This window comes from Corallococcus exiguus (assembly GCF_009909105.1).
GTDB lineage: Bacteria > Myxococcota > Myxococcia > Myxococcales > Myxococcaceae > Corallococcus > Corallococcus exiguus.
The window spans coordinates 387,879-407,309 of sequence record NZ_JAAAPK010000007.1; the positions used below are offsets into that span (position 1 = coordinate 387,879).

The following is a 19,431-nucleotide window of genomic DNA, read 5'->3' on the forward strand; positions in this document are numbered from 1 at the left end:
AGGGTCGGGGCCATGCGTACCCCCCTCATGGCCTCACTGCTGTTCCTGATGATGTCCGCGCCCGCCCGGGCCGCTGTACCGGCTGGCTTCGTGGAAACGAACTATTCATCCACCAGCCTGACACCCGCCACCGGCATGGCGTGGGCGCCGGATGGTTCAGGGCGCCTGTTCGTCACGCTGAAGAACGGCGTCGTGCGGACGGTGGCCATGAAGGACGGCGTGCTGGAGACGCAGCCGGGCACCTCCACGCTGGTGACGCGCACGTTCGCCACGGAGCCCTCGGTCCACACCAACAGCGAGTGCGGACTCATCGGCATCGCGTTCGACCCGAACTACGTGGTCAACCGGTACGTCTACTTCTTCGTCACCGTCTCCGCCTCCGAGCAGCGCATCGTCCGCTACACGGACGCCAATGGCACGGGCATCGCGCGCACGGAGGTCGTCACGCGGCTGCCCACGACGGGCAACAACCACGACGGCGGAGGGCTCGGCTTCGGCCCGGACGGGAAGCTCTACTGGGCCATTGGCGATCTGGGCAACGGCTCCGGCGTGGACGCGGACCTGACGTCGCTGGCGGCCAAGATGAGCCGCGCCAACCTGGACGGCACGCCCGCCAATGACAACCCGTTCAACGACGGCGTGGGCCCCAACAACGAATACATCTGGGCGCGCGGCCTGCGAAACCCGTTCACCTTCACGTTCCAGCCCACCACCGGACTCCTGTGGGTCAACGGCGTGGGCGACCGCTATGAGCAGGTCTTCGTCGTGAGCCGGCGCAGCCACGCCGGATACAACGACTACGAGAACAACCAGCCCGTCGGGAACGACTACCTCACCCCCGTCATCAAGTACCGCACCAACACGATTGATTCGAGCACCGTCACCGCCACGGGCGCGGTGCGCAGCGGGGGCATCACCACCTTCACCACTGCCTCGCCGCACGGCTTCCGCAAGGGGGAGAAGCTCACGCTCGAAGGCGTGGGGGACGCGAGCTTCAACGGCGAGTTCTACGTCGCCAGCGCCAACAACGCGCCCACGACCACCACCTTCACCGTGGCCCAGCCGGGCCTGCCGGACACGACCAGCGGCGGGGGCACAGTAACGACGCAGGCGCTGGGCGGCTCCATCACCGGCGGCGTCTTCTACGACGCGACCCTCTTCCCGCCGGAGTACCGCGGCAACTACTTCTTCGGCGACTACAACAGCGCCCAGGTGACGCGCGCCACGCTGGCGGCGGACAACTCGGTGGCGACGGTGGACGAGTGGGGCACGGGCTTCTCCGCCAACGTGGACATGAGCGTGGGGCCGGACGGCGCGCTCTACGCGCTGGGGTACACCAACGGCGTGGTGCGCCGGGTGACGCCCACGGCCACCGGCCAGAAGCTGGTGGTGTCCGGACTCAACCTGCGCCTGATGGAGGGCGGACGCGCGGCCTTCACCGTGCGGCTGGCCCAGGCGCCCTCCGCGCCCGTGACGGTCAGCGTGGCGCGCGCCATGGGCGGCTCCGAGGACCTGCGCGTGCTGGGCGGTGGCACCCTCACCTTCTCCCCCGCGAACTGGAGCGTGCCGCAGGTCGTGGTGCTCGAGGCAGTGGAGGACGCGGACGTGGAGCCGGACGTCGCCACCTTCACCGTGGCCTCCGAGGGGCTGACGACCGAGTCGGTGGTGGCCACCACCATCGACAACAACTCGACCCGGCTGGTGCTGTCCACTCGCCGACTCGTCGTGCCCGAGGGCGGCACCGCCACCTTCGACGTGTCCCTGTCCCTGCGGCCCTCGTCGAACGTGACCGTCACCGTGGCGTCCACCCAGGGGGATCCGGACCTCACCGTGGCCTCCGCGTCCACGCTCAGCTTCACGACGTCCAACTGGAACACGCCGCAGACCGTCACACTCCAGGCGTCGCAGGACGCGGACAACGTGGATGGCACGGCCACCATCACGCTCGCCATTCCGGGCCTGGACGCGCGCACGCTGGAGGCCGTGGAGGCGGATGACGAACCGCTCCAGCCCACCATCTCCTCCACGCCTGTCACCACCGCCGGAGTGGGCATCGAGTATCGCTACGACGTGGAGGCGGTGGGCCGGCCGCAGCCCACGTATTCGCTGGAGGGCGCGGTGCCGCAGGGCATGAGCATCGACGCGACCACCGGCCTCATCACCTGGACGCCGTCGGCGGCGGGCACCGTGGACGTGCACGTGCGGGCGACCAATGGCGTGTCGCCGGACGCGGAGCAGTCCTTCACCATCACCGCGGAGGCGGAAATGGGCGAACCGGATGCCGGCACCGACGCGGGCACGGAGACCCCGGATGCCGGCACGGAGACCCCGGATGCCGGCACGGAGACCCCGGATGCCGGCACGGAGACCCCGGATGCCGGCACGGAGACCCCGGATGCCGGCACGGAGACCCCGGATGCCGGCACGGAGACCCCGGATGCCGGCACGGAGACCCCGGATGCCGGCACGGGGACCCTGGATGCCGGCACGGGGACCCCGGACGCGGGCACGAACAATCCCCTGCCCGAGGACGACTCCGGCTGCGGCTGCGGCGCGGCCCCGGTGGCGCCGCTCGCGTGGCTGGCGCTCGTCGCGCTGGCCACCCGTCGCAAGCGGTCGCGCGCGAGCTGAGGCCTCGCTGAAACAGAAACGGGAGGGCGCCCGTGCTGGACGCCCTCCCGTTCCACTTCCGCTTCAGCGCGGCATGAAGGCACTTGCGCGTGTCCGGAAGCGGGACGCGGATTCCCATCGCCGGTCAGGGAAGTGACGGGTTCATCCCCGCTGTCGCCTGGGGGCGACTGTGCGCGCTCCGTGGCATGGGCCATGCTCAATGGCGTCCCCAATGGCTCCCCTCCTCCATGACCTCCTGCTCGCGCTGCGGCGACTGCGTCGCAGCCCCACCTTCACCGTCGTGGCGGTGGCCACGCTGGCGCTGGGCATTGGCGCCAACGTCGCCATCTTCAGCGTGGTGCACGCGGTGCTGCTGCGGCCGTTGCCCCTGCGCGACGACGCGCGGCTCGTGCGGCTGTTCAGCGTGGGCCAGCAGGGACCGGGGCCGACGTCGCCGCCGGACCTGATGGACCTGCGCGAACAGACGCGGGCCTTCGAGGGGCTCGCTGGCGTGGCGCCCGCGATGGTGACGCTCGGGGCGGACCGGCTGGAGGCCTCGCCCATGAAGGTGCAGGCCGGACTGGTGACGGCCGACTTCTTCCAGGTGCTGGGGCCCCGCGTGCAGTTGGGCCGCGCGCTCCGGGCCGGGGATGACGCGCCTGGGGCGCCCCAGGTCACGGTGCTGTCGCATGCGCTCTGGCAGCGCCGCTTTGGTGGCAGCCCCGACGTGCTGGGGCGCGCGGTGAACCTGGGCGGCCCCGTGCCGTGGACGGTGGTGGGCGTGATGGCGCCGGGCTTCGACTTCCCGTCGCGCGCGGAGCTGTGGACGCCCATCGTCCAGGACGAGTCCATGACGAAGCCGGAGGCGCGCGGCGCGCACTGGCTGGAGGTGTATGGGCGGATGGGGCCCGGCGTGAGCCTTGAGCGGGCGAAGGCAGACGCGGCGGCGGTCGCGCGGGGCCTGGCGGCGCGGCATCCGGCGACGAACGCGGACATGGGCGCGAGCGTGGAGCCCTTGCGCGACGTGCTGCTGGGCCAGGTGCGCCCCTCGCTGTTTTTGCTACTGGGCGCGGTGGGGCTGGTGCTGCTCATCGCGTGCGCCAACCTCATGCACCTGCTGTTGGCGCGGGCCGCGTCGCGCGAGGCGGAGACGTCCGTGCGGCTCGCGCTGGGCGCCAGCCGGGGGCGCATCGCGCGGGAGCTGTTGGTGGAGAGCGCGCTCCTGTCTGCGCTGGGTGGCGGGGCCGGGTTGCTCGCGGCGCTGTGGGCGCTGGATGCGCTGGCGGCGTTCGGGCCCCAGGACATTCCGCGCATCGACGAGGTGTCGCTCGATGGAACGGTGCTGGCGTTCACCGCGGGCCTGTCGGTGTTCACCACGCTGCTCTTCGGGCTGGTGCCTGCGTGGCAGACGTCGCGGGTGGAGCTGGCGCGCGTGTTGCGGACGGCGGGCGAGGGCGCGGGCGGCGCGGCGCACCACCACCGAACCCGCGCGGCGCTCATCGTGGCGGAGACGGCGCTGGCGGTGCTGCTGCTGGTGAGCGCGGGGCTGCTGCTGCGCAGCTTCGTGCACCTGCGGCAGGTCGACCCGGGCTTCCAGCCGGAGGGCGTATTGACGGTGAAGCTGAGCCTGCCGCCCAACCGCTACGCCATGGGCAGCGCGGCGCCCGCGGCCTTCTACGACGGGCTGCTCGAGCGGCTGCGGAGCCTGCCCGGGGTGACCGTGGCGGGCGTGGTGAATGCAGTTCCCATGGAGGGGAAGCGGTGGACGCTCGCGGTGCGCGACCCGCTCCGGCCGGTGGCGCCGGGCACGGAGCCCTGGCAGGCCAGCATGCGCATCGTCACACCGGACGCGTTGGAGGCGCTGCGGGTGCCCGTGCTGCGCGGCCGGGGGTTGCTGCCGGAGGACCGGGGCGCGGGTGGGCGCGCGGTGTTGATCAACGCGGAGGCGGCGCGCCGCTTCTGGCCGGGAGAGGACCCGCTGGGACGCACGCTGGACATGGACATGGACCTGGGCAACGGCGCGTTCGGAGGCCGGGTGGTGGGGGTGGTGGCGAACATGGCCACGGAAGGACTGGCCGCGCCCGCCGCGCCGGAGGTGTATGTGCCCTATGAGCAGGCACGGACCACGGACATGACGCTGGTGCTCCGTACGAACGGGGAGCCGTTCGCGCTGGCCGGGGCGGTGCGGGCGGAAGTCCGGGGGCTGGACGCGAACCTCGCGGTGGGCGGCGTGCGGACGCTGGCGTCGGTGGTGGATGGAACGGTGGCGCCGCTGCGCTTCTATCTCCTGCTGGCGAGCGTCTTCGCGGGGGTGGCGCTTGCGCTGGCGGCGGTGGGGCTCTACGGGGTGGTGGCCTACGCGGTGGTGCAGCGCACGCGAGAGCTGGGCATCCGCATGGCATTGGGGGCGAGGGCGGGCCAGCTGATGGGCATGGTGTTGAGCCACTACCTGCGGCTCACGGCGGTGGGGCTGGTGTTGGGGCTGGGGCTCGCATGGGGAGCCAGCCGCGCGCTGTCGCACCTGCTCAACGGAGTGCGGCCCACGGATCCGCTCACGTATGGATTGGTGGTGGCGGTGCTCGGCGCGGTGGCGTTCCTCGCGGCGCTATTGCCAGCACGAAGGGCCGCGCACGTGCCCCCGGCGGTCGTGCTCCGGGCGGATTGAGCCCAGGCCTATCGCTTGGGGCGAGACTGCACAGGCTTCGGACAACCCGCTATCCTGCGGAACGATGGCCGCTCCGCCGGAGTCCCGGGTCCCGACAGGTCATCCAGGGGGTGTTTCGGGAATGCGCACCGCGACGCGCCAGACCTGCGCCTTCATGTTCGTGTTGCTCATGGCCTGTGCGGGCCCCCGCCTCTACTACCTGCGCTCAGAACTTCCCATTCTGGAAGGGCGGTTCGACCTCGCGGTGGCCCCAGGTCCCTGGCCACACAAGGATGTCCCGGCCGTCGTATCGGACACCGACACGATTCCGGATGACCTGGTGCTGCCGACGCTCCGGGCATTGATGAGCCTGCCGGGTGCGTCGGATGCCTGCGACCCGAACACCGGTGGTCCACGACCGGATGCATCTGAATACTGCGTCGCCCTCTACAAAACGCCGCAGGACTGGCGTGTTTCATGGCCCATCCGCAACCTCATGAAGGAACGCAGCTCGTGCCAGCCTCCTTTCGGTGGCGTCGACGATGAGTCCTTTGGTCGGAACCTGCCCATCATCGGCTTCGCGCACAATCACCCGTGCGCGACGAGCATGAGCAGTGACGACCTGACCCGATTCCCCGCGATGAAGATGGAGGACGGGCTGTGGACGATGGTGTCCTATGCCGCGAGCCCGGATGGACAGCTGGCGCGTGACTCGAGGAACCGGTTGATTCCCGCATGGGCCTGGCTCGCCACGGGACACAAGGACGAATCTCGCTTCTACAAGTGGAACCCCGCGGGAGAGGTCTTCCAATGGAATGAGGACAAGGCGCTTTGGGAGTTCCAGGCGAACTGTCATCCACAAGAGGCTTCTGGCATGCGCAGCCCCCGCATGCTGCTGCCTCGCTGCTCACCCGAGTTGAAGTGGTAGAAGTGCCCTGGAGCCTGTCCCCATGATGAACCTCCCTCATCACGTCCTTCTCCTCACGCTCCTGCTGGACGGAGGCACGCCTCCCGCCTCTTCTGGCACAGCCGCGAGGGATGGGGGCAGCGTCGTGTCTCCGCCCGTGGTGACGAATGCCGACGGCGGTACCACGCCCCGCGCCCCCCTCGTCGCGGAGGGGATTGAATGGCCTGACGACCTGCGGCCCCTGGCAACGCTGGACGGACCGGCGGTTCTCGCCGCCCATGCGGCCTTGCAGCGGCTGCTGGCAGGTTTTCCCAAGGAGTATGCGAAGGACTGCTCATATACCGCCAAGGCCATGGAGGTCTCCGTGGCCCAACACGGCGGGATGTACTTCGTGGAGATCAAGCGAAACGTCGCGAAGTGTGGCTGGGCAGCACCTGGATTCAATCCCTCCGCGCACTGGTACGAATTGTATGCCGTGTCGGCGGACGGGAAGGTCCTGGCGCGCTATCCCTATCATCCCTGAAGGCGCCCCTCCGGCGTGACCTGTGAAACAATACATCTCCGCGTCATTCCATGCGCGCTTCGCTCCGGCATCCCGCCCTGCCCCCGCGCGCAGTGAACGTCAGGGAACGATGCGCTTGAAGTAGAGGACCGTGGGGTGCAGCTCACCATCGGTGTGCCGCGCCCAGTCGGGAATCTCGCCGGCGCGCTGCCACTGGAAGTGCTGGTAGACGGACTCCGCCTTCGAGCCCGCAAGCGTGTCGAGCACCAGCAGCGTGCGCCCCGCGCCCCGCGCGTACTGCTCAATCTCCTGGAGCAGCAGCGACGCGAGCCCCTGCCCCCGGGCCCGCGAATGCACGAGCAGCTTCTGCACCTCCGCGCGATGCAGCCCGTTGGGACGCAGCGAGGGCGCGAGTTGCACGGTGCCGTCGATGCGACCGTCCACCTCCGCGACCCAGAGCACCAGCCCCGGCCCCAGCGCCGCGAGCACGCCCCGCCAGTACTCCACCGCCGCGTCCCGAGAGAGCGGCGGCAGGAAGCCCACCGACGCGCCTCCGTCGACGGAGTCGATGAGCACTTCGGCCAGCGCCTCCCGCTCCTCGGGGGTCGCCTGTTCGAGTCTCCGGATGGAAATCATCCCCACCAGTCTAGCGGCTCACGGCGTGGCGGGCTTCGGGGGCTTTGGCGCGGGGGTGACGCGGGCACCGGTGCAGCGCAGCAGCTCGTCCATGAGGAGGCGACGGCCCCGCTCCGGCCGCTCCAGGTGCACGAAGTGCGTCGCACCCGGGAGCACCACGGCCTTCACGCTGGCCGCGTGGTTCAGGTGCTCCTGGAGGAGAGTGACGTCCTCCGGCCGGCTCCAGAAGTCGTTCTCCGCGCGCAGGATGAGCACCTTCGCGGTGATGGACGCTCCGTCCCACAGCTGCCGGCCCGTGGCCAGGTAGAAGCTGTCCTCCAGCGCCCCGGACGGCGCCCGGAACGCGAACGGCGTGCGTGACGGCCCCAGCGGATCACTCGTGACCGCCTCGCGCTGGAACGACGCCGCCACTTCCGGGTCCCGCCACTTCACCCGCTCCTCTTCCGCCTCGGGCAACTGCCGGTCCCACACGGCCATCAGCGACGCACCCGTGTTCCACCGGTAGGAGCCAATGCCCTCCGCGTTGAAGTGCCCCGGCCGCTTCGGGTCCTCGAAGTCCGTGCCCTTCCCCAGCATCTTGTGCTCCGCGCTGCCCGCGTACAGCGCGTTGAGCATCACCAGGTGGCTGACGTTGTCCGGGTGGAGGCTGGCGTACATGCCCGCCCAGTGACCTCCCGTGGCCCAGCCCACCAACCCCACGCGGCGCTGCCCCGTGCGCGCCTTCACCCAGCCCACCACCGCGTGCACGTCCTGGACGACCTCGTGCGAGCCCACCAGGGGCCGGCCCTTCGCGGGCGTGCTCATGGCCAGGGGCCGCGTGGAGCCGCCATAGCCGCGCGCATCCATGAGGTACACCGCGTGCCCCGCGCGGGCGAGCTCCGCCGCGATGGAGCCGCCCTCGACGGGCAGGTCGAACGAGGCCCGCCCCGGCACCCGCGCGCCGTGCAGGAGGATGAGCGGCGGCAGGTTGGCCACCTGCATGCCCGTGTCCTTCACCTCGCGGACGGACACCTCGATGCCCTCCTCCGACGGCACCAGGAACTCCGCGCGCGTCACCTCCGCCCGCGCGCCGGCCCCGAACAGCGCGCCCAGCACCACCAGCGTCCGGACCACGGCCGCGCCTTCGCGATGCATGACCAACGTGCCCTCCCCGCTCCGTAGACTGATGGCGCGATCCTGCCAGGAGCCCCGCGCGGACACACCTCCCGGCCGCCCCGGTCGTGCAACTCTTGCCGTCCGTGCAAGCCTTGCCGGCCCGCACGCGGGGTGGACACGCAAGGATTGCCGTTCCCTCCGCCCTCCCTCGACACGCTCCCTCAGGACGCGGCGCTGGCATCCCCGTTGCTCATGTCCCGCCACGTTCCCCGCTGGCGACCCGGCCGGGACGAACCCCGGTCAGCGGACGCATCGCTGGCATTTCCAAACGACGAACGGAGAAGCGACATGCACACGAATCACTTCGCGCGGAAGCTGTTCCTGGCGGCCCCCCTTTGCCTCTTCGCGGTGGGCTGTGGCGGCGACCCCATGATGGACGAGCCCCTGGCGGGCGAGGCCCCCGCGGGCGAGGCCGTCACCGAGACCGCCGCCCCGGCCGCGCCCGACGACGCGGCCCTCGCGACGGCCGAGCAGGGTGTCAACCTGGGCGGGACCTACTGGTGGGGCACCTCCAACAACGGCCTGACCTCCACCTCCATCGGAACCTCCACGGGCCGGACCTGCTTCCTGACCGGCGTCCAGGGCAACCTGAAGGGCACCAGCTGGGCCGGCGCGGGCGTGTACCAGTACGCCGGCAACTGGCAGATCTTCGTCAACCACACCAACAGCAAGGCGCTGGGCACGGGCGTCCAGTGCCTCGACACCGCCACCAACCGCACCCCTGAGATGGCCTGGTACGACGGCCAGGCGGCGAAGCTCCTGGGCGCGGTCACCGCGTCGCGCCGCTGCTTCCTCACGCAGGTGGAGGCCGCGGGCGGCTTCACGGCCGACTCCGACTACGCCCGCGTCTGGAACGACGGCTACAACTGGTACCTGGGCGGCAGCCTGGGCGGCTCCGGCGGCGCGCGCGCCATCTGCGTGGACGTCCCCACGGCCCAGGGCGGCTGGCTGTGGATCGCGGGCAACCCGGGCACCTTCACGCACAACCTGGACTACAACCCGGGCGGCGTGGCCTGCCTGCTGTCCGGCATCGGCGGCAACTTCAACACCAGCGACTTCAATGACGGCGTCTCCATCGACTACAACAGCGGCACCCGCTACTGGGAGATGACGGTCAGCAACAGCAAGCGCGGCTGGAGCAACTGCGTCAAGTAGTCCCAGCAAGTGTCCGTTTCGCGCGGGGCGGTGGGGGCCCGTCGCGAAACGGATGGCGCATCGCTCGCGCGTGTGGTGTCACCCTCCTGCCGGGCGCATGCACCGCCCGCGCGGGAGGTCACCCACGCCATGCAGGACGTCGACATCAAGACCGCGGATGGAGTGATGGACGCGAAGCTGTTCCAGCCGGAGGGCTCGGGACCGTGGCCGGCGGTCATCATGATTCCGGATGCCTTTGGCATCCGGCCCGTCTTCGAGGACATGGCCCGGCGTCTGTCGAAGTCCGGCTACGTCGTGCTGATGCCCAACGTGTTCTACCGGGACGGACACACCTCGAAGCTGGACCTCCAGGGCTCCTTCGCGGACGAGGCGTTCCGCAAGCGCCTCTACGGCCTCATCGGCGCGCTGACGCCGGAGCGCCTGAAGCTGGACGCGGGCGCCGAATTGGACTTCCTCTCCCGGCAGCCCTCCGTGAAGGGCCCGAAGGCGGGCGTGGCCGGCTACTGCTTCAGCGGCGGCATCGCCGTGCGCATGGGCGCGGACTTCCCGGACCGCATCGGCGCGGTGGCGTCCTCCCATGGCGGCCGCCTGGCCACGGACTCGCCCGACAGCCCCCACCGCCTGGTGAACAAGGTGAAGGGCGAGCTGTACTTCGGCCACGCGGACCAGGACAACTCCATGCCCGCGGACGCCATCCACACGCTGGAGGCGGCGCTGAAGGACGCGGGCGTGAAGTACCGCTCGGAGCTCTACCCCGGCGCGCAGCACGGCTATTCGGTGGCGGGCTCGGCCGCGTTCAACGCGGAGGTCGCGGAGACGCACTGGAAGAGGCTCGAGGACCTGTTCGGCCGCACGCTGAAGGCCTGAGCCCTGAGCCCGATGTCCCCTGTGCGGCAGCGGCTGCTCTCCATCTTCGGCGGCTCGGTGGGCAACCTCATCGAGTGGTACGACTTCTACGTCTACTCGGCGTTCTCGCTGTACTTCGCGCAGGCGTTCTTCCCAGACGCGGATCCGGTGGTGCAGCAGCTCAACACCGCCGGGGTGTTCGCGCTGGGCTTCCTCATCCGGCCGGTGGGCGGCTGGTTGATGGGGCTCTACGCGGACCTCCGGGGCCGCAGGTCCGCGCTGACGTTGTCCGTCTCGCTGATGTGCCTGGGCTCGCTGGTCATCGCCGTGTGCCCCACGTACGCGCGCATCGGCGTGGCGGCGCCCGTGGTGCTGATGCTCGCGCGGCTGCTCCAGGGCCTCTCCCTGGGCGGCGAGTACGGCACCAGCGCCACCTACCTGAGCGAGGTGGCCACCTCCCGCCACCGGGGCTTCTACAGCTCCTTCCAGTACGTCACGCTCATCATGGGACAGCTCTTGGCCACGCTGACGCTGCTGGTGTTGCAGCGGTTGGTGTTGACGGGCCCGCAGCTGGAGGCGTGGGGCTGGCGCATCCCGTTTGGCATTGGCGCGGCGCTGGCCGTCTTCGGCTTCTACATGCGCCGCAACATGGTGGAGACGGAGGCCTTCACCCGAGAGGCCGCGAAGAAGTCCGAGCACCACCCCATGCGGGAGCTCTTGCGCCACCCGAAGGAGATCGCCGTCGTGGTGGGTCTCACGATGGGCGGGACGCTGGCCTTCTACACATACACCGTCTACATGCAGAAGTTCCTGGTGAACTCCGTGGGGCTGACGCGAGACGAGGCCACGCTCATCTCCGCGGGCTCGCTGTTCCTCTACATGTTCCTCCAGCCGGTGTTGGGGTTCGTCTCCGACCACGTGGGACGCAGGCCGGTGCTGATGGGGTTCGGCGTGCTGGGGACGCTGTGCACGGTGCCGCTGCTCACGGCGCTGACGCGGACGCGGGACGCCTTCACCGCGTTCCTGCTGGTGCTCGCCGCGCTGGTCATCCTCTCCGGCTACACGTCCATCAACGCCGTGGTGAAGGCGGAGTTGTTCCCCGCGCGCATCCGCGCCCTGGGCGTGGGGCTGCCCTACGCGCTGACGGTGTCCCTCTTCGGAGGCACCGCGGAGTACGTGGGCACGCGCCTGAAGCTGGCCGGGCGCGAGGAGTGGTTCTTCTGGTACGTCACGGCCTGCATCTTCTGCTCGCTGATGGTCTACACGGTGATGCCGGACACGCGGCGCCACAGCCGCATTGACGCGTCGTCCTGAAGCACTTGGTGGGAATGCCTGTCCCGGGCGGGACGTGCTAGACGCGCGCGCCCATGACGTCTCCACTCCTGACGCTTCCCCTGCTGCTGTGCCTGGGCCAGGCCCCTGAAGCCACACCCACCGAACCGCCCTTCGAGGCGCGGCTGTCCTTCCAGGGCCTCGACGCGGACATCGATGCCGATGGCTCGGCCACGTATTTCCATGCGGCGCTGGAAGGCCATACGCCAGAGCTCGCGTCGGGCCTGCGCGCGGAAGCCACGCTGTCGTTCTTCCTCTCCACGCCGGCCACCCAGGGCATTGCCTTGCAGGACTTTGGCAGCAACGTGCGGCTGCGCTACCGGCCTTCGGGCTGGGAGTCCGGAGAGGGACTCGCCGTGGCGGTCCACCCTCTGAGCACGTCGCGGCTGTACATGGGCTTCACCTGGCCGGTCACCTGGGAACGGCAGGCCTTCCCCCGCCGTTCGGGAAACGAGTCCGCGCTGGAGCTGCGCTTGTCCCGGATGCATTGGGATGCCTTCGTGGCGCTCAAGTCCGCCACCGTCGCCGATGACCTGCTGCTGGAGTCCTCTCGCCGATACGCCCTGCTCGCGGGCGGCTTCCTGGACGTCACGCCCGAGCTGCGACTGGCCCTCAAGGGCACCGTGCTCAATCGAGGGCAGGTCCCCAACGTCGCGAACCAGGGCGTCGAGCTGCACGTCCCCGTGAAGGGGGCCTCCCTGGGCGCGGTCTGGCACCACGGCGCCCCCGTTGGGAACAACGTCGACCTGGCGCTGTACCAGGGCGACCCGACCTTCTTCGAACGCTTCTTCCTGCCGGAGACGTACCCGGGAGGCTTCGCCGCGTCGGTGTCGCTGGAGGGCAGCCTCGTGTCCCAGGGGCTCGTGGATCCGGAGGCCGGCTATCCTCAACGGAGCACGCAGACGGGGGGCGCGGGGGCGCTGGAGGCGCGGGTGAAGCAGGGCTTCTGGCGCGCGCACGCGCTGGCCTATGTCCGCACGCTTTCCTTCATCCAGGCCGACGTCCCCGGGTTCCCTCCGTACCAAGCCTTCATGAGCGACGCGGAGACCCGCGCGGAGGTCTCCGGCACGCTGAGCAGTGACTACCACCTCCAGGACTGGGGGCTGACGCCCGGGCTGCTCGTGCGCGTCACCCGCCCCGCCTCGCTGCGGAACGGACCGGAGAGCCCCCTGCTCAGCGACACCACCGCCGTGTTCCAGGGGCCCAACCTCATCAGCATCCTGCCCGCGGGCGAGGACCCGGGACTGGTGGTGACGGTGAAGGCCACGGCGCGCTGGGACCTGGGAGCGATTGCCGGAGTGCTGGCGGAGGTCTCCTACACGCACGACCCGAACCGGACCCTCTTCGAGGATGACGAGACGGGGGTCTCCCGGCCCGTCCTCCAGCCCGCGAACGCGGTGGGCGTCAACGTGCTGCTCCAGGCGCGCTTCTGACGCTGGGAGTCAGGCGGGGGTGATTGGCGTCCGCGCGAGGCCGGGTGCGAGGATGCCGCTCCGCCCACCATGCGCAACGCTCCCGCCCGTCCCCTCTCCGAGGCCTCCTCGGTCCCCGAGTCCCCCGTCGTCCCGCTCGTCCAGCCCGCGGCCCGGCTGATGGCCCACGCCGCGGCGTGGTTGATGCTGGTGGGCCTGCTCACCGGCGGCTACGTCTCCGCGGCGATGACGGGCAAGGTGCCGGCGGATCCGCAGATGGCGCTCGCCGCGCACCTGAACGCGCTGATGGGCACGTTCTTCCTCCTGGGCGTCGCGTGGACGCTGCCCATGCTGCGCTACGGCCCCGTGGGACAGCGCCGCCTGGCCTGGGCGGTCATCGTCGCCAACTGGGCCAACTGGGGCATCACCTGCGTGAAGGCGTGGCTGCGCGTGTCCGGCGTGGACTTCATCGGGCAGCCCGTGAACGACGCCGTGTTCGGCGCGCTCACGGTGTCCGTGGTGCTCCCCGCGCTCATCGCCGCGGGCGCGTGGGTGTACGGCTTCCGCCGCGCTGGGGCCCGCTGACGTCAGAAGGCCGTGCGGGTGAGCGCGAAGTCGGAGCCCGCCCAGGCCGTCTTGAAGCGCTGCTGCACGGCGTTGGCCTCGGCCGTGCGGCCCTGTCCCTTCAACGACTGGGCGAGTCCGAAGAGCGCCCAACCGTTGCCGGGGTTGCGGCGCAGGTCCTCCCGGTAGACGGCCTCCGCGGCCTTGTACTGCTCCGCGTCCAGCAGCGCCGCGCCCTGGAAGTGACGCACGGGGTAGTACCAGTCACTGGGCTCTGAATAAGCCAGCTGATCCGCGGCGCGCACCGCGTCCTCCCAGCGCGTCAGCGCGTCCGCGCAGCCCTGGCGCTCGGCGATGGAGGCATCGAGCACGCGGGCCGCCACGTCCAGCACGTCCTTCGCCGAATTGTTTCCAGCGGTCATCGTGTCGGGAACGTTCGCGGCCAGCTTCACCAGCTCCGCGTGCTCCGCGCGGGCCTCCTTGAACTCCCCATTCGCCGCGAGCGCCAGCCCGTGCGTGTGCAGCCACAGCCCCGTCAGCACCGGGTACTTCGGGTCCGGCCGGGGCTCCGTGAGCAGCGCGTCGTAGCGCCCGAAGCGCACCATCGCGAGCAGGGGTTCCGAGGCGAAGAAGTCCATGCCCGGCATCTCCTTCAGCATCTCAGGCGGCAGGACGTTCGCGGACTCGCGCGCGGCGCGGATGGACTCCCCCGCGCGTCCCTCCATGGAGGAGGAGAACGACAGGAAGCCCCAGTTGTGGGCCAGGTACATCGGGTAGTAGCCAATGGGCTCCACCTGGCGCAGATAGTCATTGTCCGCCTGGACAGCGCGGCGGTTGCTCTCCGAGGCATCCGCGTACCGGCCCACCCGCTGGTAGATGTGCGCCGGCATGTGCACCAGGTGGCCCGCGCCGGGCATCAGCCCTGGCAGCCGCTCCGCGGAGGGCAATGCGCGCTCGGGGTGCTCCGAGGCCTCGATGGTGTGGATGTAATAGTGATTGGCGCCCGGGTGGTTCGGCGCGCGCGCGAGCACCGTCTCCAGCCGCGAGACAATCTCTCCGGTCCCCGGCTCCGGCTTGCCCTCCAGCGTCCACAGCTTCCACGGGTTGAGGTTCATCAGGGACTCGGCGAAGAGCACCTGCACGTCGTTGTCATCCGGGAAGCGCTTCGCCACGTCGCGCATGGCGTTGGCGTAGGACTGGGAGAAGGGCTTCATCTGTTCGGGCGTGCGGGGCTCCGGCCCGCCGTAGCGCCGGGACAGCGCGCCAATGAGCGCCTGCTCCGTGGGAGTCGCCGTGGGGGCGAGCGCCTGGGCCTTTTGCAGGGCCGTCCACGCGGTCGCTGCCCGGTCCGGCAGCATGGGCACGTTGTAGTTGGGACCGAGCACCAGGGCGACACCCCAGAAGCAGCTGGCGCAGGAGGGATCCAACTGCGCGGCGCGGGCGAACGAGCGCGCGGCCTCGTCGTGGTTGAAGGCATACGTGAGCCGCATGCCCTGGTCGAAGAAGGCCTGCGCCTCGGGCGACCGGGTCGTCACCTTCCGCTGGAAGGTCCCCAGGTTGTCGAAGAGCACCGCGCCCTGGGCGAGCGAGGTCAGGCTCGACAGCGCGGAAGGCTTGCCATGCGCCCCGTGCGCGGCCGCGCCAGCATCCGGCGGGCTGGCGTCCTGCGCTCCGGTATACGTCCCCGGAACAATCAAAGACGGGACGAGGATGAACAGGAGTTGCGCGCGCATGAGGTCCCCCTGGGCCTGCGATCTCCCAGGAACGGTGGGGGGACCTGGCGCACGCGGCAATCGGCCCCGTGCGGGGTGTCAATCCAACCGATGAACCCCTTGCCCGGGATGCGTCCGGCGGCACCGGCGCCAGTCAGGACAGCCATGCTAATTTGGTGCTCCCAGGAATCCACCATGCAGTGCCGCATGGCTTCCCTGGGAGGAAAGAGCCCGCCGCCATGTCGTCCCGTCGAAGCCTGTCCTGGAGCGTCGCCGTCCTGTTGTCCTTCGCGGCCACCGCGGCCTTCGCGGAGCCGTCAGCGCCGGCCCTGGAGATGGCCACACAGGCGGTGTGCGCCGCCACCGAGGTCATGTCATCCGAGCCCACGCCCGAGGAGGCCGCGAGCCTGGTCTGTGTCTCCGTCCGGTGCTCCTCCGAGGATGACTGCTGGAACGCATGTCCCAACGCGCGGTCCGTGACGTGCGCGCGCAACGCCTGCTCCTACCAACTCCCGGGTGGTGGGGGCGGTGGCGGCCCGACGTGCCCGTCCAGCCGCTGCATCGACGACTCGGATTGCGTCTGCGGCACGCGTCAGGGGTATTGCAACAACCGCGCTTGCACCTACTGACCCGGTCAGAAGTTCACGGCGATGAGGGGGACGGAGGGGCGGGGCTGCCACTGCCGCGAGCGCAGGCCATCGCGGCGGGCCCGCAGGTCCCGCAACTCCGCCTCCACCTGGGTCTTCTCTTCGACGAGCGCTTCGCGGCGGGCCTTGTTCTCCCGCGCGATGCGCCCTCCCCGGCTGAAGCCCACGACGACCAGGACCACGCCCACGACGCCCACGGCCGTGATGGGCAGACCCACGAGCAGCTTCGTCGTCTGATCCAAGCCTGAGTCCATCAGGCCGTCGATCATCACCGGCACGCCAATGAGCAGCGCCGCCGCGAGGATGAACCCGATAGTCGTCATGACCTTCGAGCTGCGAGGGCGCCCCAGGCGGATGCCCTCAATCCGGGGACGGATGGGCGCGCGACACCAGCACCGCCCCTCACGCGAGCCGTGGCACGCGGGCCACGCTCGCTATAGTCGGACGCCCGATGAAGAAAGCACGCACCGCGAGCCTCACCCTCGATGAGTTCCTCCCCTATCGCCTGTCGGTCGCGGACAACGTCGTGAGCCAGCGCATCGCCCGCGTGTACGCGGCCGAGGACGGCCTCTCCACGCAGGAGTGGCGGCTCATCGCCGTCCTGGGCGAGGACGGGGAGCGCTCACAGCTGGAGCTCGTCCGGCGCACGCGGATGGAGAAGGTCCCGGTGAGCCGCGCCGCGCGCTCGCTGGAGGAGCGCGGATTGGTGCGGCGCGCCACGAGCCAGAGCGACGCCCGCTCGCGGCGCCTGACGCTGACCGCCTCGGGACGCAGGCTCTACCAGCGGGTGGCCCCCGCCGCGCTCGAAGCGGAGGCGGAGGTGCTCGCGGAGCTGTCGCCCTCTGAACGCGAGGTGCTTCGCTCCCTGCTGGAGCGCGTGGAGCGCGCCGCCATCCGCGCCCTCAAGCCCGGCCCCTGAGCCTTGCCGGATTGGTTACATCTGTTACTATTTCGGGCGCCATGGAAAACGTCCGCCATCTGACAGGCTTTGGAAACGAGCACGCATCGGAGGCTGTCGCCGGTGCGCTTCCCGTAGGCCAGAACACGCCCCAGCGCGTCGCGTTCGGCCTCTACGCCGAGCAGCTCTCCGGCACCGCGTTCACAGCGCCTCGCGGCGTGAACCGGCGCACGTGGATGTACCGGCTGCGGCCCAGCGCGGGCCACCCGGCGTACCGGCCCGTGGAGGCCCGCACGCTCAAGAGCGGCCCCTTCCGGGAGGTGCCTCCCTCGCCCAACCGGCTGCGCTGGAGCCCGGCGCCCATGCCCACCACGCCCACCACCTTCCTGGAGGGCCTCTTCACGCTGGGCGGCAACGGCTCCCCGGCCGAGAACGCGGGCGCGGCGGTGCACCTCTACGCGGCGACGGCGTCCATGACGGACACGGCGTTCTTCAACGCCGACGGTGAGATGCTCATCGTCCCCCAGTCCGGGACGCTGCGCATCGTCACGGAGCTGGGCGTGCTGGAGGTTCCGCCCGGCCACGTCGCACTCATCCCTCGCGGCATGCGCATGCGGGTGGAGCTGCCCGGCGGTTCCGCGCGCGGCTACATCTGTGAGAACTACGGCGCGCAGTTCCGGCTCCCGGAGCTGGGGCCCATCGGGTCCAACGGACTGGCGAACCCTCGCGACTTCGTGGCGCCTCATGCGGCGTATGAAGACGTGGAGCGTCCCACGCGCGTGGTGCAGAAGTTCCAGGGGAACCTCTGGGAGACGACGCTGGACCACTCGCCGTTCGACGTCGTGGCGTGGCACGGCAACAACGTGCCGTACACGTACGACCTGGCGCGCTTCAACACCATCAACACGGTGAGCTACGACCACCCGGATCCGTCCATCTTCACGGTGCTCACGTCGCCCAGTGACACGCCGGGAACGGCGAACTGCGACTTCGTCATCTTCCCGCCCCGGTGGATGGTGGCGGAGAACACCTTCCGGCCGCCCTGGTTCCACCGCAACGTGATGAGCGAGCTGATGGGCCTGGTCCACGGCGTCTACGACGCCAAGGCGGACGCGTTCCTGCCCGGCGGCGCGTCGCTCCACAACTGCATGAGCGCCCACGGCCCAGACCGCAAGACGTACGAAGCCGCCGTCGCCGCGGAGCTGACGCCGAAGAAGATCGACAACACGCTCGCCTTCATGTTCGAGACCCGCTGGGTCATCGCGCCCACGCTCCAGGCCATGGAGAGCCCCGTCCTCCAGAAGGACTACGACGCCTGCTGGGCGGACCTGCCCAAGGCGAAGATGCAGTCCTCGGGAGGCGGCCAGTCGTGAAGCTCGCCTCGGTCGACACAGGAAGAGACGGGCGGCTCGTCGTCGTGACGAAGGACCTGTCCCGGCAGGCGGATGCGTCCGCCATCGCGCCTACGCTCCAGGCCGCCCTGGATGACTGGGACCGCCACGCGCCAGCCCTGCGCGCGCTGTCGGAGCGGCTGGAGCGAGGAGAGGTTCCGGGAGCACCCTTCGACCCCGCCCGTTGCGCGGCGCCCCTGCCCCGCGCCTACCAGTGGGCGGACGGCTCCGCGTACGTGAACCACGTGGAGCTGGTGCGCAAGGCGCGCGGCGCGGAGCTTCCGCCCTCCTTCTGGACCGCCCCCTTGATGTACCAGGGCGGCTCCGACGGCTTCCTCGGGCCGTGCCAGCCCATCCCGCTCGCCGACGAGGCGTGGGGCTGCGACATGGAGGGTGAGGTCGTGGTGGTGACGCGCGACGTGCCGCTGGGCGCCACGCGCGAGCAGGCCCTGGGCGCCGTCGTGCTGGTGGGCTTGGTCAACGACGTGTCGCTGCGCAACCTGATTCCGAACGAGCTGGCGAAGGGCTTCGGCTTCTTCCAGTCCAAGCCCGCGTCGGCGTTCTCACCGGTGTTCGTCACGCCGGACGAGCTGGGCACCGCGTGGCGGGAAGGCAAGCTGCACCGCCGCCTGGAGGTCTTCCTCGACGGCGAGCCCTTCGGCCGCGCGGACGCGGGCGTGGACATGACGTTCGACTTCGGAATGCTGGTGGCCCACGCGGCGAAGACGCGCTCGCTGTGCGCGGGCAGCATCGTGGGCTCCGGCACGGTGTCCAACCGGGGCCCGGACGGCGGTCCTGGTAAGCCGGTGAGTGCGGGTGGGGCGGGCTACTCGTGCATCGCGGAGGTGCGCGTGGTGGAGACGCTCCGGGACGGTGCGCCGAAGACGCCGTTCCTGAAGCGCGGCAACCAGGTGCGCATCGAGATGCGGGACGACTCGGGCGCCAGCATCTTCGGCGCCATCGACCAGTCAGTCGGCGGGTAGGCGGAGAAGAAGGGGCCGCTTTCGTCAGGGCCCCTTG

General features: G+C 70.3%; 17 protein-coding genes. 13 read left to right on the forward strand and 4 right to left on the reverse strand.

What is annotated here, in order from left to right:
- Positions 1–12 precede the first annotated feature (12 nt).
- From GTZ93_RS26005 to GTZ93_RS42935, 4 genes are all read left to right on the forward strand, one after another.
- A complete protein-coding gene (locus tag GTZ93_RS26005; protein WP_161663057.1) occupies positions 13–2,631 on the forward strand; it encodes a PQQ-dependent sugar dehydrogenase in 2,619 nt (872 codons plus the stop codon).
- A 211-nt stretch (positions 2,632–2,842) separates the two neighbouring features.
- Positions 2,843–5,275 (forward strand): ABC transporter permease, encoded by a 2,433-nt coding sequence (locus GTZ93_RS26010; protein WP_161663058.1) that lies wholly within the window; start codon positions 2,843–2,845, stop codon positions 5,273–5,275.
- A gap of 121 nt (positions 5,276–5,396) precedes the next feature.
- Complete coding sequence (locus GTZ93_RS26015; protein ID WP_139917181.1) at positions 5,397–6,182, forward strand: hypothetical protein; 786 nt, start codon at positions 5,397–5,399, stop codon at positions 6,180–6,182.
- A gap of 22 nt (positions 6,183–6,204) precedes the next feature.
- Positions 6,205–6,684 carry a hypothetical protein gene (locus tag GTZ93_RS42935; RefSeq protein ID WP_233597546.1) on the forward strand — a complete coding sequence of 160 codons (480 nt, stop codon included), beginning with the start codon at positions 6,205–6,207 and terminating at the stop codon, positions 6,682–6,684.
- 99 nt (positions 6,685–6,783) lie between these two features.
- Here the strand turns inward: GTZ93_RS42935 and GTZ93_RS26025 are convergent, their stop codons facing one another.
- A complete protein-coding gene (locus GTZ93_RS26025) occupies positions 6,784–7,299 on the reverse strand; it encodes a GNAT family N-acetyltransferase (RefSeq protein WP_120581633.1) in 516 nt (171 codons plus the stop codon).
- An 18-nt stretch (positions 7,300–7,317) separates the two neighbouring features.
- Positions 7,318–8,433: an alpha/beta fold hydrolase gene (locus tag GTZ93_RS26030; RefSeq protein WP_139917183.1), complete on the reverse strand. Its 1,116-nt coding sequence runs from the start codon at positions 8,431–8,433 to the stop codon at positions 7,318–7,320.
- 309 nt (positions 8,434–8,742) lie between these two features.
- Between GTZ93_RS26030 and GTZ93_RS26035 the strand changes: the two genes are divergently transcribed.
- From GTZ93_RS26035 to GTZ93_RS26055, 5 genes are all read left to right on the forward strand, one after another.
- Positions 8,743–9,609: a hypothetical protein gene (locus GTZ93_RS26035; RefSeq protein WP_139917184.1), complete on the forward strand. Its 867-nt coding sequence runs from the start codon at positions 8,743–8,745 to the stop codon at positions 9,607–9,609.
- A 129-nt stretch (positions 9,610–9,738) separates the two neighbouring features.
- Positions 9,739–10,476: a dienelactone hydrolase family protein gene (locus tag GTZ93_RS26040; RefSeq protein WP_139917186.1), complete on the forward strand. Its 738-nt coding sequence runs from the start codon at positions 9,739–9,741 to the stop codon at positions 10,474–10,476.
- A gap of 12 nt (positions 10,477–10,488) precedes the next feature.
- On the forward strand, positions 10,489–11,769 hold the full coding sequence (locus GTZ93_RS26045) for an MFS transporter (RefSeq protein ID WP_139917188.1): 1,281 nt from the start codon (positions 10,489–10,491) through the stop codon (positions 11,767–11,769).
- A gap of 53 nt (positions 11,770–11,822) precedes the next feature.
- A complete protein-coding gene (locus GTZ93_RS26050; RefSeq protein WP_139917190.1) occupies positions 11,823–13,220 on the forward strand; it encodes a hypothetical protein in 1,398 nt (465 codons plus the stop codon).
- Between the two features lie 69 nt (positions 13,221–13,289).
- Positions 13,290–13,784, forward strand: a complete 495-nt coding sequence (locus GTZ93_RS26055; RefSeq protein ID WP_257979093.1) for a hypothetical protein — start codon at positions 13,290–13,292, stop codon at positions 13,782–13,784.
- A gap of 2 nt (positions 13,785–13,786) precedes the next feature.
- Here GTZ93_RS26055 and GTZ93_RS26060 read toward each other — a convergent pair whose 3' ends face one another.
- Positions 13,787–15,496, reverse strand: coding sequence for a UDP-N-acetylglucosamine--peptide N-acetylglucosaminyltransferase SPINDLY family protein (locus GTZ93_RS26060; RefSeq protein WP_139917192.1), 1,710 nt, complete (start codon positions 15,494–15,496; stop codon positions 13,787–13,789).
- Between the two features lie 218 nt (positions 15,497–15,714).
- Between GTZ93_RS26060 and GTZ93_RS26065 the strand changes: the two genes are divergently transcribed.
- On the forward strand, positions 15,715–16,104 hold the full coding sequence (locus GTZ93_RS26065; RefSeq protein ID WP_139917194.1) for a hypothetical protein: 390 nt from the start codon (positions 15,715–15,717) through the stop codon (positions 16,102–16,104).
- A 5-nt stretch (positions 16,105–16,109) separates the two neighbouring features.
- On the opposite strand, the gene GTZ93_RS26070 is transcribed toward GTZ93_RS26065, so the two are convergent.
- Positions 16,110–16,445 carry a hypothetical protein gene (locus tag GTZ93_RS26070; protein ID WP_139917196.1) on the reverse strand — a complete coding sequence of 112 codons (336 nt, stop codon included), beginning with the start codon at positions 16,443–16,445 and terminating at the stop codon, positions 16,110–16,112.
- Positions 16,446–16,573: 128 nt separating this feature from the next.
- Here GTZ93_RS26070 and GTZ93_RS26075 point away from each other — a divergent pair, with 128 nt between their 5' ends.
- From GTZ93_RS26075 to GTZ93_RS26085, 3 genes are read left to right on the forward strand one after another with little or no spacing between them, the layout of a single operon-like run.
- A complete protein-coding gene (locus tag GTZ93_RS26075) occupies positions 16,574–17,041 on the forward strand; it encodes a MarR family winged helix-turn-helix transcriptional regulator (protein ID WP_120575270.1) in 468 nt (155 codons plus the stop codon).
- A 41-nt stretch (positions 17,042–17,082) separates the two neighbouring features.
- Positions 17,083–18,393 carry a homogentisate 1,2-dioxygenase gene (gene hmgA, locus GTZ93_RS26080; protein ID WP_139917198.1) on the forward strand — a complete coding sequence of 437 codons (1,311 nt, stop codon included), beginning with the start codon at positions 17,083–17,085 and terminating at the stop codon, positions 18,391–18,393.
- Positions 18,390–19,394, forward strand: coding sequence for a fumarylacetoacetate hydrolase family protein (locus tag GTZ93_RS26085; protein WP_139917200.1), 1,005 nt, complete (start codon positions 18,390–18,392; stop codon positions 19,392–19,394). The genes hmgA and GTZ93_RS26085 overlap by 4 nt, the downstream gene beginning before the upstream one ends.
- The last annotated feature ends 37 nt before the right edge of the window (positions 19,395–19,431 follow it).